The sequence below is a fragment of the Bacillus tequilensis KCTC 13622 genome, from assembly GCF_000507145.1.
Lineage (GTDB): Bacteria > Bacillota > Bacilli > Bacillales > Bacillaceae > Bacillus > Bacillus tequilensis.
Window position 1 is genome coordinate 101,214 of record NZ_AYTO01000028.1, and the last position, 18,273, is coordinate 119,486.

The following is an 18,273-nucleotide window of genomic DNA, read 5'->3' on the forward strand; positions in this document are numbered from 1 at the left end:
ACTGAATTACTTCAAGCCTCTTTTAGTTGGTGCTTCTATAAACTAGCCATGTCTTTTTTGATTTGGGTAGTTGAAATGCCTTCTGTTCTTGGAAGGTAAATGACCTCGCAATACTCCTTTAAGAAATCAAATTTGCCTTTCCAATCATCGCCGATGACAAATGTATCTATATCGTACTTTTGGATATCTGAAATTTTTTGTTCCCAATTTTTTTCGGGAATCACTTCATTAACAAAATCGATTGTTTCTAAAATGAATTTTCGATATTCATAAGAATGATGTGACTTTTTTTGTTTTTGAAGATTAAATTCATCAGTAGACAATCCTACGATTAAGTAATCACCCAGATTTTTTGCTCTTTCCAGCAGCTTCATATGTCCGTAGTGAAATAAATCAAATGTTCCGTACGTTATCACTTTCTTCATTAGATAACATCACCTTCCAACCGTTTTCAACTGAGAGTACCAGAAAAAAAACAAAAACCTTAACAGATTGTTTATCATTTCGACACATTTTTTACGTCCCATTAATAATGAATAATAATAGCATAAGTTCCTATAAAAGTTAAGGCTCTTTAAAAATGTCAAACACAAGCATTTTTTGGTATCACTGTTGTATTGATGTATAAATTTTACAGGTCTATTTTCTTATCCATATCCATTATAACAAGTTTTCCATTTCGGAAAAATTGATTCTTTTGTCGCATTTTTAAGTGAAACGATTTTCTTTCTTCTGCGTCATTTATTTTGTACGCCCTCCTCATATTAATTCATCGTCAAAACGTGAAGGAATTGTAATGTGAATGTTAAAAGTTCCTAAAGATTTTTGTGGTAAGATAGAGTAAGATGTTTTCAGGCTAAGAGGCTTTAATCAAACTATACGAATGAAACGTGTTTTTTATAGACATATAGATGAAAAGGAGGGTTGATACGATGCAAACGAAACCCATTAATCAATTAGATTTTGTAGACAGCGAACTGACTACATTTGTATCACATTTAGAAACGTCATATTTGGATCAGAATAAAGGTGCGTTCATCGTAACAGCGAATCCTGAAATCGGATTTGAAGCAATGCAGAATCCGCGTTATGAAGCGGTTCTTTCGTCTGCTGATTTTATTTTACCGGACGGCATTGGTGTTGTGATGGTTTCCAAAATGATTGGAAAACCGCTTCAATCCAGAATTGCCGGTTATGATTTGTTTACGTCGCTGCTGGATAAGGCTGATCAAAAGAAAAAACGAGTTTTCTTTTACGGTGCAGCTAAGCATGTGATGGCACAAACAATTGAGCGAGTGAAACGTGATTATCCAGGAATTGAAATTGCCGGATACTCTGACGGCTATGTGAAAGATCAGCGCGAGGTGGCGGACAAGATTGCAGCCTCAAATCCTGATATGGTATTTGTCGCTTTAGGCTATCCTAATCAGGAGTTCTTTATCCATCAATATCGGCATTTATTCCCTCAGGCTGTTGCTGTAGGGCTTGGCGGAAGCTTTGATGTGTTCAGCGGCAATGTAAAAAGAGCGCCATCGTTTTTTATCCGTTTTCACCTTGAATGGATGTACAGGCTGATCACTAACCCTGCACGCTGGAGAAGAATGCTGAGCATTCCTAAGTATGTGACAGCCGTGCTGAAACACGAACGAGCTGCAGCAAAGCCGCAATATACAGGACAGGTCAAAGATCAATCACGCCATCTGTAACCGGTCTTAAAGGAGCTATGGTATGTAATGAAATGCATGAATTTTTGGCTGAGCCCACGGGAATTCTGTAACAGTCATTGTGAGCCGGTGACAGAATGAAATCCTGGTTTGCGTTTTTTTATTATTTGTTCATTAAAATCTTTGGCACATTGCTGTTTTGGGTGAAGCCGGGCAATCAAGTGACGCTTCTGGTTTCTTTTCCTGATAACGCCCGTGCAATATTAAAGGAATATCAGAAGGGACACTGTTCCTTCCCCATTCATGTGCTGCTTACCCAGCATGCCAAGTCGCTGGAAAAAGAATTTCCTGAGCTTACTGTTTCAGTTATTAATGAAAAACACCCGCTTCATATATGTAAAGCGGTCTTTTCTATGCTGAGCAGCAAGGCTGTGATTGTTGATAACTATTTTGTTTTGACAACCGTTCTGACCGGCAGATCTGATATCGAGTGCATCCAAGTTTGGCATGCGAACGGAGCGTTTAAGCGATTTGGGCTGAAGGATATCAACACACAGAATCGTTCGCGGTCTGACGTAAGACGGTTCCGCAAAGTGTATGCTTCATTTGATCGGATTGTCGTCGGTTCTGAACATATGGCTGACATATTCAAGGAATTTTTCGACATAAAGGATGATAAATTTCTTCGGTTTGGTGTGCCTTTAACCGATGCTTACTATGAGGTGCGGGAAAACAGCACCGATCTTAAAAACAAATATCATCTGCCGGCAGAGAAAAAAATCATTTTGTATGCGCCGACCTTTAGGGATCACCAGTTCGAAAGCTTTTCACTGCCGTTTTCGGAAAAACACTTGCAGTATGATTTAAAAGGAGAATATATACTCGCGGTCAAACTGCATCCTGTTATGAAGCAGTCTGCTGAATTACCTGAGGAGAGTTCGTGGATTAAAGATGTTTCAGATCTTCCTCTTGCAGACCTTTTAAAAATGAGTGATCTGTTAATATCCGATTATTCTTCCGTTCCTTTTGAATTTGCGCTGCTGGACAAACCCATTTTGTTTTATACGTATGATATGGAGGCTTACGACAGAACCCGCGGTTTGATTCGGAATTACTCTGAGGTGATTCCGGGGGTGCCCTGCTTTGATTCAAGAGCGCTTCTGGACCAGCTGAAAGATATGGACAAGCTGCAGTCTGAAGTCGAGCGCTTTTCACGTGAGTGGAATCTGTACTCCAGAGGGAATGCCAGTAAACAGCTTTTAAGCTATATAAACGAGAAATCAAACTGATCTTTATATATAATAGAGATCAGTATTGCAAATAATATGAAAACCCTTTATAAAACATTATGAGTTGTAGTAAGGAAGGAGTCATTTTATGATTTATGCTGAGATTCTAGCCGGTGGAAAAGGTTCCCGCATGGGAAATGTTAATATGCCAAAACAGTTTTTGCCGTTAAATAAACGCCCTATTATCATCCATACGGTTGAAAAGTTTTTGTTAAATGACCGTTTCGATAAAATTTTAATCGTTTCACCTAAAGAATGGATTAACCATACAAAAGACATTTTGAAGAAATTCATCGGGCATAATGATCGCCTTGTTGTTGTTGAAGGCGGCAGCGACCGTAATGAATCCATTATGAGCGGCATCCGCTATATTGAAAAAGAATTTGGCATCCAGGATGATGACGTGATTATCACTCATGATTCTGTGCGTCCGTTTCTGACTCATCGTATTATCGACGAAAACATTGATGCTGTTCTTCAATATGGCGCGGTCGATACTGTGATTTCAGCCATTGATACAATTATAGCTTCGGAAGACCAGGAATTTATTTCTGATATTCCTGTCCGCGATAACATGTATCAGGGGCAAACACCGCAAAGCTTCCGGATCAGCAAATTGGTCGAGCTTTATAATAAACTGTCCGATGAACAAAAAGCTGTTTTGACTGACGCCTGCAAGATCTGTTCGTTAGCAGGTGAAAAAGTGAAGCTTGTCCGCGGTGAAGTCTTTAATATTAAAGTAACGACACCATATGACTTAAAAGTGGCTAACGCCATTTTACAGGAGCGAATTTCACAATGATTAATCAAACGTATCGTTTAGTTTCTGCCCGACAATTTGAAGTGACGTATAAAGATAAAGTTGTCCATTCAGATAAGGTCGTCGTCCGGCCTACCCATTTATCGATCTGCGCTGCCGACCAGCGTTATTATACTGGCTCACGCGGCAAAGAAGCGATGGATAAAAAACTGCCGATGGCTCTGATCCATGAAGGAATCGGGAAAGTCATGTTTGATCCGACAGGCACATTTAAAGTCGGCACCCAGGTTGTGATGGTGCCAAATACACCGGTTGAAAAGCATGAAGTCATTGCGGAGAATTACCTGCGTTCCAGCAGATTCCGTTCAAGCGGCTATGATGGATTTATGCAGGATTATATGTTCATGGCGCCGGACCGGCTCGTTGAACTTCCGGACAGCATTAACCCGCATGTCGCAGCCTTTACTGAGCTTATTACGATTGCAGTTCACGCGCTTTCCCGCTTTGAACGCATGGCGCACAAAAAACGCGACACATTCGGTGTCTGGGGAGACGGAAATCTCGGATTTATCATGACGCTTCTCCTGAAGAAGAAATATCCGGACAGCAAAGTATTTATCTTCGGGAAAACACCTTACAAGCTTGATCATTTTTCTTTTGTTGATGCAGCTTATCAAATTAACGATATTCCTGAGGATGTCCGAATCGATCATGCCTTTGAATGTGTAGGCGGACGCGGCAGTGAAAGCGCAATTGATCAAATCATTGCCCATGTTCATCCTGAAGCGTGTGTAGCGCTCTTAGGCGTATCTGAATACCCTGTTGAAATTGAAACGAGAATGGTGCTTGAAAAAGGGATTACGCTGATCGGCAGCAGCCGCAGCGGACGTGAGGATTTTGCCCGTACTGTGGACTTTTTAGCTCAATACCCTGAAGTCGTTGATTATTTAGAAACATTAGTAGGCGGACGCTTCCCAGTACGCAGTATTGAGGAAATTACAAACGCGTTTGAAGCAGATTTGACTTCATCTTGGGGAAAAACTGTTATCGAATGGGAAATTTAAACAGTGAAAACATTCCTTACACGAATCGTAAAAGGAGTATTCGGCACTGCTTATAAACTATTGAGCGCTTTATTACCAGTACAGCACAACAAAGTTGTCATAGCTTCCTATCGTGAGGATCATTTAAGTGATAATTTTAAAGGTGTTTATGAAAAGCTGAAGCAAGATCCGTCTCTTCGCATCACCCTGCTTTTCCGCAAGATGGATAAAGGGCTGATCGGACGAGCTGCATATCTGCTTCATCTTTTCAGCTCGTTATATCACCTTGCCACATGCCGTGTGCTTTTGTTGGATGATTATTATTTTCCTTTGTATGTTGTGCCAAAACGAAAGGAAACTGTCGCTATCCAGCTTTGGCATGCTTGCGGTGCATTTAAAAAATTCGGTTATAGCATTGTGAACAAGCCATTCGGCCCTTCTTCTGATTATTTGAAGATTGTTCCCGTGCATTCTAACTATGATTATGCCGTTGTCAGCGCACCCGCTGCCGTACCGCATTTTGCTGAAGCTTTTCAAATGGAGCAAAAGCAGATTTTGCCGCTCGGAGTTCCACGGACGGATTATTTTTATGATAAGGAACATATACACACTGTATTAGATGAGTTCCATCGGGCTTATCCCGAACTTAAGCATAAGAAAAAACTTTTGTATGCTCCTACTTTTCGAGGCAGCGGACATCATCAAGAGGGTGACGCTACCCCGCTTGATCTGCTACAATTAAAATCGGCGCTAAACCAGAAAGATTATGTCGTGATGCTTCATCTTCATCCGTATATGCGCAAGCATGTGCACACGGAAGAGGATGATTTTGTGCTGGATTTAACCGAAGCGTACTCTTTGTACGATTTGATGGCAATCTCCGATGGGCTGATAACCGATTATTCTTCAGTCATTTTTGAATACAGCCTGCTAAAACGTCCGATGTATTTTTACTGCCCGGATTTAGAAGACTACTTGGAAGAACGAGATTTCTACTATCCGTTTGAATCATTCGTACCCGGCCCGATTTCTAGAGATGTTGCGTCTCTTGTGCATGATATCGAGAGTGACCACGAGGCTGATACAAAGCGGATTGAAGCTTTTTCACAGACGTTTATTACCCATCAAGACGGCAAATCTTCAGAGCGGGTAGCCGATTTTATTTCATCATTTTTAACATCTGGTGCCGATTAGGAGAAAGTGAGGTACAAAGTGAAGCTGGCCAGAAAGATTAAGAACAGACTTTTCAGATCAAAAAAGAAAACGAAAACAGAAAATGAAGCTGTCATTGTCCATCCGGCAGATAACAGGGTTTTTTCTCTTTTTGATAAAACGAAGCGAATTGAAGAAAATCAGCAAGTCCCTGTCAGAAAAATTTCTGAGTTTTCTTGGAATGGATCAATACTTAAAATTGCAGGTTACATGTATATCAAAGGCCTGCCGCTTCAAAAAGAGGATCAAGTTCGAAAACGTTTATTGTTGGTAAATAACGGTGTGTTATTCACAGCTATTTCATTGCGGGATGTTCCTGTAGATAAGCTGTCAATCGATACTTCTAATGTGCCTGGGAACTATAAGTGGGCAGGATTTTCACAGCAAATTAACTTTTCTAAGCTGATAAATGACAAACCTCTTCCGCAGGGCGAGTATAAGTTGTTTCTCGAAATTGAAGCTGTAGATGACCAAAATGTAAAACACCAGGAAGTGCATACGGTCGGGAACGTCAGCAATTTCCTCTCAAATGATGTGTATGCCACAAAGATGGAATTTCATTCGGCTAAAAAGCTGATGAAGTTCAATTTGATTGTTAACTATGATGAGGGCGAAAAGACCATTAACCTGTCTTGCAACAAGCTGCAGGAAATTGATCCGAGCCTTTTGGAGCTGGACACTGGAAAAGAAGCAAATCGCTTTTTACGCAAGCTGAATACGAGCTTGTTCCATTTTGCATATGATGTATTCCGCCTGCTGCCGATTAAGTCCAATAAGATTGTCTTTGCTTCTGACAGCCGGCTTGATATGACAGGAAACTTTGAATTTGTTTACGAAGAACTGCTGAAGCGCGAAGAAAATTTCGATTTCAAATTTTTCTTAAAAAGCAGCATTCGAGACAGAAAAAGCCTGTCTGAACTGATGTCTATGGCCTATCATTTCGCGACAAGCAAAATTATTTTTATTGATGATTTTTATCCGATTATTTATCCGTTAAAAATCCGTAAAAATGCTGACCTTGTCCAACTGTGGCATGCTGTCGGCGCCTTTAAAACATTCGGCTACAGCCGAATCGGGCTGCCTGGAGGACCGTCGCCGCATTCGAAAAACCATAGAAACTACACGAAGGTTATTGTCAGCTCTGAAAATATCAGAAAGCACTATGCAGAGGGCTTCGGCGTAGACATAGAAAATGTCATCGCAACCGGTGTACCGCGAACTGACTTTTTCTTTGATGAAGCGAAAAAGGCATTTGTGAAAGAACGTCTCTATACGGAATATCCGTTCCTTAAGGACAAGAAGGTTATTCTTTTTGCACCTACCTTCCGCGGAAACGGTCAGCAATCAGCTCATTATCCTTTTGAAGTGCTTGATTTTGACCGGCTGTATCGTGAGCTAAAGGATGAATATATCTTCTTATTTAAGATTCATCCTTTCGTACGTAACGATGCCAATATTCCTTATCAGTACAGCGATTTCTTTTATGATTTCTCTTCATTCAGGGAAATTAACGAGCTGTTGCTAGTAACAGATGTTCTGATTACAGATTACTCTTCGGTATGTTTTGAGTATGCATTATTAAATAAACCGATGATCTTCTTCAGCTATGATGTAGATGATTATATTCGCAAACGTGATTTCTATTACGATTACTTCGACTTTATTCCTGGTCCGCTTGCGAAAACGTCTGAGCAAATGATTTCGATCATTAAGGAAGAGAAGTATAACTTTGAACAAATTGATTCATTTGTTCACTATTTCTTCGATGATCTTGACGGAAAATCGAGTGAACGTGTGGTTGATCAGATCGTCTTCCCTCAGGAAGAGGAGCCGCTAGAAGATAAAGTTCTTAATAGATAAATCAAAAACACCTTTTGCGGCTGCAAAAGGTGTTTTTTTTATTGATATTCCGGAACATCAAAGTAAAGCGTATAACCGTCCAGCAAGGAATACAGGCTGTACATGCGGTTTACTTGTTTGTATGCCCAGCCGATGTCTGTTGCGTATTGGTGTGCAGCTGTGGCTGACCATCTCATTTTGTACAGGGTGTCCTGATTGTAGGCTGTGTTGTGTATATAAGATGAGCCTATAAATTTGGCACCGCCGATAATAGCCGCTTCTGGTGTAAACCAGCCTTGCTCATACGCGTATTTTGCGCCGTATTCATTCGGGTTGCTGTCGTAGGCGCCAATTCCGTACATGTTATATACGGTTTTTCCGTTATAGGTTAAGCCATTGGCTAAATCGGATGTCCCGTTGCCTGTTTCAAGGAGAGCGTGCGAGATTAAATACAGCTCGTTGATGCCGTATTGATTGGCGGCATCGATAAATGCCTTCGCTTTCCCCGTCAGGATGCCTTTGCCAGTAAGCACTTTCTGATTGACTTCAGTTGCGCTTAGTCCGGCTGTCTGTGACAGCTTGAGAAATTGGAAATAGTATTTGCTGTCTCTGGAAAAGTTATTCGGGTCCACGTATTGAACCACTTCATCACTGCTTGCGTTTCGCCATCCCAAGTTGATTTTGGCCCAGCCGTTTGTCTGACTGATGATTTTCACCTTATCGCCCTTTTTAAATTGGCCGATCACGTTTGTCTGACTGACTGCCGGTGTTGACCGGATATTTAGTACATCAGCTGTAACAGTTGACGTTGCTGTATTAATATAAGTGAGCGAGACGTAAGCCGCTCCGTCTGTTTGCGGGCTGACTGTCATTTGTTTTTGGACCATATCACGAAGCGAGAGATTGTAAGTTGTTTTCATGATTTGCGGGCCGTTTTTGATTTTCACGATAGATGATGTCCATCCGTATAATTGTTTTAGCTTCGTTGATGCTGCAACAGCTGCATCATTGCCTGTAAACTGTTCGTTTAAGCTGATTTTGTAAAGCGTATTGCTTTTCGTTGTGTAGCTTGGGCTTAAACTTTGCGCTTTTAGATACGTTAAACCATTGTTCAATGCGGTTTTACTGTTTAGCTGAGCTGTCACGATTTTGTATTGTGTATAAGCCGTTTCGCTTGTTTTTGCCGTTGTGCCGGCGGCATTGTTTTGTTTAAAAAATGCTAAAACGCGGTCAATATCTTCTTGGCTGATAATAGACTCAGTCACGATTTTATAGCTGCTTGCTGCGGTCTGACCGGTTTTCTGGCTTGCTGCTGATATGTGATTCGACTGAAAAAATGTGAGTGCCTGATTGACTTTCGCTGTATCAAGCAGAGATTCAGTTGTGATTTTAAACGTAGCAGCTTTTTGTTTTTTGACTGTTTTTGCAGATGCACTCAGCTGATTTTTCTTTAATACGTTCAAGCCCTTTGTGACTTTTGCTTGATCCGATGTTTCTTCTGAGATGAGCTGGTATTGGTTTTCTGCAGTTGTTCCAGCTACGGCTTTCGTTGCCTTGACTTTCTTCTGAGCAAAGAAGGCTGCGGCTTTATTTGCTTGCTGCTCTCCTACAATCTTTGCTGTCGTCATTTGATAGGCTGTAGATGTTGTCGATTTTTTGACGCTTGATGATGTGTAATGCCACTTTTTCTTTTTAAAGAAAGTATCTACCTTTTGCAGCTGCTGTTTCGTTAATCCCTTCATATTCACGGTATATGAAGCGCTTTTTCCAACTTGTTGATAACTGCCGGATATGCCGGTGTTTTTCTTGATTTGGCTGATGGCATCCTTTACTGTATTCAGCCCTTTGAAATAAGCTGATTGGACATTGTATGACTCCGCTGTTGCTGTTTGATTGATTGACTTGTAGCTTCCTGTGATACCGGTGCTTTGTTTCAGCTGATTTAATAGATTCTTGGCATTCGCTTCACCTGAAATCGGAGCTGTTGTAAACGTATAGTAAGCTTGGCCTTTGACTGTTTCTTTTAATGATGCCTTCAGGCCCGATTCCTTTTGAAATGCGCTTTTGATCTGCTCAGCTTTTTTGTCTCCCATGATAGTGCCTGACTGAATGGTTGAGACAGAAACTGTGTGTGTGATGGGCTGATACGTGCTTTTAATCCCCGTTTGCTTAGCCAGGCCCTGAATAAGCGTTTTGACTTTTGTCTCATCAGCGATTTCTGATGTCGAAACGGTTACATAGGACTGCGCTGTACCGGAAGCTTTTACAGTGCCAGCCACTCCCGTCTCCTGCTTAAGCTTGGCCAGGATTGTGTTTGCCTGTTTATCTCCGGAAATGGCACCTGAGGTGATGGTGACATACGGCTGTTTGCCGCCGACAGGGCTTGACGTGCCAGTAATCGTCGTCTGTTTGGTAAGACCGCTCAGGATTGCTTTCGCTTCTGCTTCGTTTTGTATGCCGGCAGCAGAAATTTGGTAGGTCGTTGTTGTTCCTGAAGCTTGGTAGGAAGCATCCCAGCCAGTGTCCTTTTCCAGTTTGGCGACAGCCTGCGAGGCTTGGCTTTCTGTGCTGAACGTTTTTGACGGCTCTACCTTATATATCGAGTAGTCCGTATACGCCGCAGCCTGTGCAGAACCGGTTATGGCAAAAAAGGCAAGGGACGCGGCGGACAAAAGCATAGGTGCGATTAATCTCTTTTTCATTCCTTCTCCTCTTTCTTATTCAATGAGTATATAAATCTAGTCTATTTATCGGCACGCGTATGCTTCATTTATAGGTGAATCCCTCCCATTTTTTAATAAAAAAAACTTAATCTCGACGTGAGATTAAGTTCAAATATGAGACACGATCAGTGTACAAGTTCCTTTTATTGTAAAGTCTGGCATTTGAGCTGGCAAAATAAAGTGATCACCTTTTTTAAGCGGGCATGTTTCGTCTTTATAGATCAGGAAACCGCTCCCTTCTATCATACTGCAAAGCAGAAAGGATTCATCCTGAGACATCTCAGCCTCGCCATTTATATCCCATTTATATACCGAAAAATATTCGCCTTGGACAAACGTTTTAATGGTTATTCCTTTTCTTGATTCCGTCGATTCGTCTATATATCCGTCCACGTGGGGAACCGTGGCCGCATTGACTGCTTTGGCGAAATGCAGCTCCCTCTGCCTGCCATTATCATCAATCCGGTCATAGTCATACACCCGGTATGTGGCATCTGAATTTTGCTGGGTCTCTAAAACAAGTGCCCCCTTGCACAATGCGTGCAGTGTACCGCTCGGCACATAATAGAAATCACCCGGCCTAATCTTGATTCTTCGCAGCAGGCCTTCCCAGTCGCCGCTGTTGATCATTGTGACAAGTTCGGTTTTTGAACGGGCCGTATGCCCGTAGATAATCTCCGCATTTTTCTTACAGTCGATAATGTACCAGCATTCCGTCTTTCCGAGTTCTCCCTCTTCATATTCTCCGGCGTAATAATCATCAGGGTGAACTTTAATCGACATATCTTCCTTCACGTCCAGCAGCTTTGTCAGAAGCGGAAACCGTTCCCCTTCCACGCCGCCGAATATTTCCCGGTGTTCTTCCCAAAGCTCAATCAGTGTCTTCCCTTTATACGGGCCATTCGCCACAGTGCTCGGCCCTTTTGGATGAGCGGAAATGGCCCAGCATTCCCCCGTTTTTTCTGAAGGAATACCGTATCCAAATCGATCTCGCAATGCGGTTCCGCCCCAGATTTTTTCTTTAAACACAGGCGTTAGAAAAATCGGTGATTGCGTCATGATCCGTACCCCTCCCCTGTAAATAACTCATGATTATTTTCCCGGTGCGTCCCCCTTACAAACACCCGTATAAGCTGTCTATTTCCTATGACAACGTATGTACAAAGCATCATCTTTTGATTACCCCTTTAAAGAAAACGCTTCCTTTATATTATATCACGTCGAAAAGAAGCTTTGTTTCAGGCTTTTCCTTGATAAGAATAATTCCCCTTTTTTGATACAAATTAATAAAAACCGTCAATCTGTTTACAAAGGAGAGAAACTATGCAAATCGACTCTGATCTCCAGAACAACTTAGACACACTGAAAAAATCATTGGGACAAAACGACGACATGATGTTTTACACATTTGCTTTCGGAGACAGCAGACAGAAAGCGTGTTTACTGTATATTGACGGTCTGACAGAGAATAAAATGCTGGCGCAGTATGTCATTTCTCCTTTACAAAGAGAGGCGTTAGTCCATAAGGAACATTCGATTGAAGACTTATCCGCCTTTTTTTTCGGTTTTCATCACAGTGTTGTCTCTACAATCAAAGAAATAGAGCAGCTCGTTTTTACCGGGTACGCCGTTTTACTCGCTGATGGCTATCGCGGAGGATTGGCTTTTGATACAAAGTCAGTGCAAACGCGCACGCTTGAAGAACCCACCTCCGAAGTTGTGGAACGCGGGGCGAAAATAGGCTTTATTGAAAAACTGCGGACGAATACAGCGCTTTTGCGTGAACGGACGGGTGATCCTAATCTCGTTATAAAGGAAATGACAATCGGAAAACGGACAAAAAAGAAAATCGCTGTTGCATATATTCAGGATATCGCCCCAGATTATGTCATCAAGGAAGTGTTTAAAAGGTTAAAATCAGTCAAAATAGATGATTTGCCGGAATCAGGCACACTTGAACAGCTGATTGAAGATGAACCATTCTCGATTTTCCCCACAATCTTAAGCACAGAACGCCCTGATCGTGTTGAAGGTGCTCTAATAGAAGGAAGAGTATCCATATTAGTAGATGGCACACCGTTTGCTTTAGTTGTACCCGCTACGGTTGACGAATTTATGCATTCGCCTGATGATTACAGCCATCGCTGGATTCCAGTCAGTCTTATTCGTTTACTGCGTTATTCATGCATTCTGATCACCATCTATTTGCCGGGCCTGTATATTTCACTTGTTTCCTTCCACACCGGGCTATTGCCGACCAGAATGGCCATTTCAATTGCAGGCAGCCGGCTGAATGTGCCCTTCCCGCCATTCGTGGAGGCCTTTATCATGATCTTTACGATTGAATTGATTCGGGAAGCCGGATTACGGCTGCCAAAGCCAATCGGACAGACGATTGGCCTTATCGGGGGCGTTGTCATCGGACAGGCGGCTGTACAGGCGCAAATTGTCAGCGCGCTGATGGTCATTGTGGTTTCTGTTACAGCACTGGCATCCTTTACTGCTCCATCATACGCCTTTAACTTTCCGCTGCGGATAATACGCATCGCAGCCATGTTAAGCGCAGCAGCACTTGGCATGTATGGCGTCATTATGGTTTTCCTATTTGTTATCGGCCACTTAATGCGCCTGAAAAGCTTCGGGCAGGATTACATCATTCCGATCATGGCTCAGCCCGGACAGGATTTGAAGGATACCGTCATCCGTATTCCTACGATGTTCTTAAAAAGAAGACCGACGCGAAATGACCCTGAAGATAATATAAGACAAAGGTGATTAGCTATGAAAAAATCAGAGCATAAACTGACATTTATGCAGACGATGATAATGATAAGCAGCACGCTGATCGGCGCCGGTGTCTTAACCCTTCCCCGATCAGCTGCTGAAGCCAACAGTCCGAGCGGTTGGATTATGATATTGCTGCAGGGCGTTATTTTTATAATCATTACTCTGCTTTTTTTGCCTTTCCTGCAAAGAAACAGCGGGAAAACGATTTATGAGCTTAACAGCATAGCAGCCGGAAAGTTTATCGGATTTTTATTTAATGTATATATTTCTCTTTATTTTATCGGCATCGTTTGCTACCAGGCGCGGGTGCTGGGAGAAGTCGTTGGATTCTTCCTTTTAAAAAACACACCTATGGCATTGGTCGTGTTTATCTTTCTTGCGGTTGCCATTTACCATGTGGCTGGCGGCGTTTATCCGATCTCGAAGGTATATGCGTATATTTTCCCTGTAAGCCTGATTATTTTTATGACCCTGTTGATGTTCAGCTTTCGCCTGTTCAATCTTAATTATCTACGTCCGGTCTTTGAAGGAGGCTATCAAGGTTTTTTTTCCTTATTCCCTAAGACTTTGTTATATTTTTCCGGATTCGAGATCATTCTTTATCTCATTCCTTTTATGAGAAACCCAAAGCAAGTAAAAAAAGCGGTCGCTTTTGGGATTGCCATCTCAACGGTTTTTTACAGCATCACGTTGTTTGTTGTGATTGGCTGCATGACCGTGGCTGAAGCAAAAACAGTGACATGGCCGACCATCTCCCTTATTCATGCGCTTGAAATACAGGGGATTTTCATCGAACGCTTTGATTTGTTTTTACAGATTACTTGGACTGCCCAGCAATTCGTTTGTATGCTCGGATCATTTAAAGGCGCCCATCTTGGATTGACGAGCATTTTCAATCTGAAAAATAAAAATAATCCGTGGCTGCTGGCTTTGCTGCTGGCGGTTACATTTGTGCTTGCATTATATCCTAAGGACTTGATCGATGTATTCCGTTACGGCACCCTTCTTGGATATGCCTTTTTAGGTGTCATTACAATTCCGTTTTTCCTCATGCTTTTGAGCTGGGTGCAGAAAAAACTTGGGAGGAGCCAGCTGCAATGAAGATTGTGACAAAACTCATAGCCGTGTTTTTTATGCTGCAGATTCTCTGTGGCTGCTGGGATGTGAAATCAATTGAAAAGCTGTCCTTCGCCAGAGGCCTGGCCATCGATGAGACTGAAGGCCACAATTATAAATTAACGTATCAAAACCTGCTTCCCCAAAGCGAAGACAGCCAAACATCCGGAAAACCCGAATTTGTCAATGTGACATCCTATGGGAAAACGATTCTTGAAGCAGTCAGTGATGTAGCCATAAAAGACCCGCCCATTTATAGCGATCATTTAAAAGTGATTGTAATTGGAGAAAAGCTAATGAGGGACCAAAACATTGATCAAGTCTTCAACCATTTTATAAGGGATGACGAATTAAGGCGAAGCAGTTATTTAATAGCAGCGAGGGGGAAAGCCGGTGATCTGTTTACGAAGGGAAGCCCTAATCAGCAGCAGCCTATGCCTGCTGAGAAGCTGATTGATATGACGACTCACAGCGGGTATAACGGAAAAATTATGGTTCCCCTTCGCCTCGGAAGAGCTTCGCTTTATTGCCAGAATCACTACAGCTTTCTCATTCAAGCCGTTAAAAACCAAAAGGGAAAAGCAAAGTATGACGGCGCAGGCATTATCAAAAAAGTCAGCAATAAGCTCATCGGATTTTTATCAGCTGATGAAACCCAGACACTGGCATGGACATTGGGGACGATCAAAGGCGGCGTTATGCCGACAAAAGATAAAGGACGTCCGATTACGTTTGAGATGAAGAAATCGAAAACGAAAATTAAGCCGGTGATCAAAAACGGAAAGCCAGTGTTTCATATTTCTGTTAAAACGAAAGGCGTCCTGTCAGAAGACCAAAACCCGAAAGAAAACTCCTTTAGCAAGAGCTATTTGAACAGGCTGGAGAATATTTTTGAGAAAAAGCTTGAACGCGATGTAAAGAAGGTCATGGATAAACTGCAGCACGAGTATAAAACAGATCCGGTCTTTTTATCAGACCACATCCGAATTCAATACCCTGATTACTGGCATAAAGTACGAGATCATTGGGATGAATTGTTTTCTGAGGCTGATTTCACATACGATATTTCATTCAAAATTGTTAATTTCGGGACAGTCGGAAAGTGAGCAATCAAAAGGGTGCGCATGACGCGCACCCTTTTTTATGTTCCGACTGTCTGCTGTTTTCCAGCTGCTCCTCCCTGTCCGTTTTTGTCTCGTAAATCCTGTTCAATTTCTTCAAGGCTTCTGCCCTTTGTCTCTGTCACTTTAAACCGGACAAATAAGAACGCTATAATCCCGATCGCGGCGTAAATCAGGAATAAATAACTGATGCCGATTGCTTCCATTAAGATTGGATAGGTTAGTGAAACAATCAGTGTGCCAACGTGCAGCATCAAGGTCGATACTCCGGTCCCGATTCCTCTGACATGGAGAGGGAACAATTCAGGAAGCATCACCCAGACAACCGGGCCCCAGCTGACCGCAAAGACAACGATAAACACGCCTAAGCAAATAACAGTCGTCCAAGACGCAGCCGGAGTGTTATCGAAAAAGAGATTCACCAGAGCGAGGACGATCAAGCTGATCACCATCCCGGCATTCCCGATTAACAATAACGGCTTTCTTCCGATCTTGTCGATAATTTTAATCGCTATTAATGTCATGAGAACATTGACAGTGCCGATTCCGACCGTTCCTAAAATGGAAGCGGAGTTTCCGAATCCGACGTTTGTAAAAGTCTTTGGCGCATAATAAATGATCGTATTCGTTCCGATAAATTGCTGCAAAAACGCCAGTCCCAAGCCGGCAATCAGCGCGGGACGCACCCAAGGGTCGAACAGCTCCTTCAGGCCGCCTTCATCCTGTTTTTCCGCTTCTTGAATATCATGTATTTCCTGATCAATATCTTTTGTGCCACGCAATTTTTCAAGAATCTTCTTCGCTTTGCCCTCTTCGCCGTTCGTGAACAGCCAGCGCGGGCTCTCCGGCATAAACAAAATCCCTATGAGCAAGAGCAGCGACGGCACAGCAGCCAATCCAAGCATCCAGCGCCACGCTTCTGCATCGGCAAATATGTAATTGACAATGTAGGAAAGAAGGATGCCGACCGTGATCATCAGCTGGTTCAGGGATGACAGCGCCCCGCGTTTCTGTTTTGGCGCCAGTTCAGATAAATAGAGCGGCACGATCGTCGTCGATGTTCCGACTGCCAGTCCCAACATAATGCGAAACAGCACCATGACTCCCGTATTCGGGGCGAGTGCCACACCTAAACCGCCAATACAAAACAGCAGCGCGGCCGCCATAATCGCTTTCTTTCTCCCGAAACGGTCAGTCAGCTTGCCAGCCGCTCCTGACCCTGCTATCGCCCCAACCAATAAGGAGCTGACAACAAGCCCTTCCGTAAAAGCGTTCAAGCCTAAGTCTTTTTTCATAAATAAAATAGCGCCGGAAATGACTCCGGTATCATAGCCATATAACGCGCCTCCAAGAGCGCCAAAAAAATAAAGCCATATATTTGACTGCTTTTTCATAAAATGACTCCCTTTCTCCATCAGCTGTACTGACTGCGGAGTTTATTTAGAAGTCTTTTAACCTCTTTTTCCGGCCATTAAACCTGCGATCATGCATTTCCAATTATTCACTTGTATTTTTTTCAATGTCTCCGAAACGTTTTATGTTGTGCAGCGTCCAATATAAGGTGATTCAGCACATCATCGTTATCAATTTTCAAAAACAAGAACTTATAAATATAGGAATATTTATCGAAAAATGTCTTTCAAGGAGTTGCCCTATGGCAAAATGAATGGTACTCTTCAAATATTAAAGAAACGTGAGGTATTGATATATGGAAGAACGATCACAGCGAAGAAAGAAAAAGAAAAGACTGAGAAAATGGGTGAAAGTCGTTGCCGGTTTGATGGCTTTTCTACTCATTGCGGCTGGCTCTGTCGGCGCCTATGCTTATGTAAAGCTGAACAATGCTTCTAAGGAAGCCCACGTCAACCTTGCGCGCGGAGAACAATCTGTAAAACGGATTAAAGAATTTGATCCAGGAAAAGATTCTTTTTCTGTATTGCTCTTAGGGATTGATGCCAGAGAGAAAAAAGGTGAAACTGTCGATCAGGCAAGAAGTGACGCGAATGTGCTGATTACATTTAATAGAAAAGAAAAAACAGCTAAAATGCTGAGCATCCCGCGTGATGCCTATGTAAACATTCCAGGCCATGGCTACGATAAATTCACGCATGCTCATGCCTACGGCGGCGTTGACTTGACTGTGAAAACAGTTGAGGAGATGCTCGATATTCCAGTCGATTATGTCGTAGAAAGCAATTTCACGGCTTTTGAGGACGTCGTAAATGAGCTGAATGGCGTCAAAGTAACGGTAAAAAGCGATAAAGTCATTCAGCAAATCAAAAAAGATACAAAAGGAAAAGTGGTTCTTCAAAAAGGAACACATACGCTTGATGGAGAAGAAGCGCTCGCTTACGTGAGAACACGTAAAGCGGACAGTGACCTTTTACGCGGGCAAAGACAAATGGAAGTGCTGAGCGCCATTATTGATAAATCAAAATCGCTTAGCTCGATTCCGGCTTATGATGATATTGTGGACACGATGGGACAAAATCTGAAAATGAACTTATCTCTCAAAGATGCCATCGGCCTGTTCCCATTCATCACTTCATTGAAATCAGTTCAATCTGTTCAGCTGACAGGCTATGATTATGAACCTGCCGGCGTGTACTATTACAAATTAGATCAGCAAAAACTGCAGGAAGTCAAAAAAGAACTGCAAAATGATTTAGGTGTATAATGAACGGGATGGCGTAATCGCCATCCCGTTTTACATATTTCA

The 18,273-nt window shown here is 42.5% G+C and carries 14 protein-coding genes; 10 read left to right on the plus strand and 4 right to left on the minus strand.

What is annotated here, in order from left to right:
* Positions 1-35: 35 nt before the first annotated feature.
* Positions 36-425 (minus strand): glycerol-3-phosphate cytidylyltransferase, encoded by a 390-nt coding sequence (gene tagD, locus V756_RS0108270; RefSeq protein WP_024714244.1) that lies wholly within the window; start codon positions 423-425, stop codon positions 36-38.
* Between the two features lie 507 nt (positions 426-932).
* On the opposite strand from tagD, the gene V756_RS0108275 reads away from it, so the two are divergent.
* From V756_RS0108275 to V756_RS0108300, 6 genes are all read left to right on the plus strand, one after another.
* Positions 933-1,706, plus strand: coding sequence for a WecB/TagA/CpsF family glycosyltransferase (locus V756_RS0108275; RefSeq protein WP_024714245.1), 774 nt, complete (start codon positions 933-935; stop codon positions 1,704-1,706).
* A gap of 95 nt (positions 1,707-1,801) precedes the next feature.
* Positions 1,802-2,953 carry a CDP-glycerol--glycerophosphate glycerophosphotransferase gene (locus tag V756_RS0108280; protein WP_024714246.1) on the plus strand — a complete coding sequence of 384 codons (1,152 nt, stop codon included), beginning with the start codon at positions 1,802-1,804 and terminating at the stop codon, positions 2,951-2,953.
* Positions 2,954-3,041: 88 nt separating this feature from the next.
* Positions 3,042-3,755 (plus strand): IspD/TarI family cytidylyltransferase, encoded by a 714-nt coding sequence (locus tag V756_RS0108285; RefSeq protein ID WP_024714247.1) that lies wholly within the window; start codon positions 3,042-3,044, stop codon positions 3,753-3,755.
* Positions 3,752-4,777 (plus strand): ribitol-5-phosphate dehydrogenase, encoded by a 1,026-nt coding sequence (locus V756_RS0108290; protein WP_024714248.1) that lies wholly within the window; start codon positions 3,752-3,754, stop codon positions 4,775-4,777. The genes V756_RS0108285 and V756_RS0108290 overlap by 4 nt, the downstream gene beginning before the upstream one ends.
* A 3-nt stretch (positions 4,778-4,780) precedes the next feature.
* On the plus strand, positions 4,781-5,950 hold the full coding sequence (locus V756_RS0108295; RefSeq protein WP_024714249.1) for a CDP-glycerol glycerophosphotransferase family protein: 1,170 nt from the start codon (positions 4,781-4,783) through the stop codon (positions 5,948-5,950).
* A gap of 18 nt (positions 5,951-5,968) precedes the next feature.
* The gene (locus V756_RS0108300; RefSeq protein ID WP_024714250.1) at positions 5,969-7,828 is read left to right on the plus strand and encodes a CDP-glycerol glycerophosphotransferase family protein; all 1,860 of its coding nucleotides are present in this window, start codon (positions 5,969-5,971) and stop codon (positions 7,826-7,828) included.
* Positions 7,829-7,866: 38 nt separating this feature from the next.
* On the opposite strand, the gene V756_RS0108305 is transcribed toward V756_RS0108300, so the two are convergent.
* Both V756_RS0108305 and manA read right to left on the minus strand, forming a co-directional pair.
* Positions 7,867-10,509: an N-acetylglucosaminidase gene (locus tag V756_RS0108305; protein WP_024714251.1), complete on the minus strand. Its 2,643-nt coding sequence runs from the start codon at positions 10,507-10,509 to the stop codon at positions 7,867-7,869.
* Positions 10,510-10,638: 129 nt separating this feature from the next.
* A complete protein-coding gene (gene manA, locus V756_RS0108310; RefSeq protein WP_024714252.1) occupies positions 10,639-11,589 on the minus strand; it encodes a mannose-6-phosphate isomerase, class I in 951 nt (316 codons plus the stop codon).
* A gap of 264 nt (positions 11,590-11,853) precedes the next feature.
* Between manA and gerBA the strand changes: the two genes are divergently transcribed.
* From gerBA to gerBC, 3 genes are read left to right on the plus strand one after another with little or no spacing between them, the layout of a single operon-like run.
* Positions 11,854-13,305, plus strand: coding sequence for a spore germination protein GerBA (gerBA, locus tag V756_RS0108315; RefSeq protein WP_024714253.1), 1,452 nt, complete (start codon positions 11,854-11,856; stop codon positions 13,303-13,305).
* 6 nt (positions 13,306-13,311) lie between these two features.
* Entirely contained in the window at positions 13,312-14,418 is a 1,107-nt protein-coding gene (gerBB, locus tag V756_RS0108320) for a spore germination protein GerBB (protein ID WP_024714254.1), read from the plus strand.
* A complete protein-coding gene (gerBC, locus tag V756_RS0108325) occupies positions 14,415-15,539 on the plus strand; it encodes a spore germination protein GerBC (RefSeq protein WP_024714255.1) in 1,125 nt (374 codons plus the stop codon). Before gerBB ends, gerBC begins: the two co-directional genes overlap by 4 nt.
* Before the next feature lie 35 nt (positions 15,540-15,574).
* Here gerBC and V756_RS0108330 read toward each other — a convergent pair whose 3' ends face one another.
* Positions 15,575-16,948 carry a sugar porter family MFS transporter gene (locus V756_RS0108330; protein WP_024714256.1) on the minus strand — a complete coding sequence of 458 codons (1,374 nt, stop codon included), beginning with the start codon at positions 16,946-16,948 and terminating at the stop codon, positions 15,575-15,577.
* A gap of 314 nt (positions 16,949-17,262) precedes the next feature.
* On the opposite strand from V756_RS0108330, the gene tagT reads away from it, so the two are divergent.
* Positions 17,263-18,231 (plus strand): polyisoprenyl-teichoic acid--peptidoglycan teichoic acid transferase TagT, encoded by a 969-nt coding sequence (tagT, locus tag V756_RS0108335; RefSeq protein ID WP_024714257.1) that lies wholly within the window; start codon positions 17,263-17,265, stop codon positions 18,229-18,231.
* The last annotated feature ends 42 nt before the right edge of the window (positions 18,232-18,273 follow it).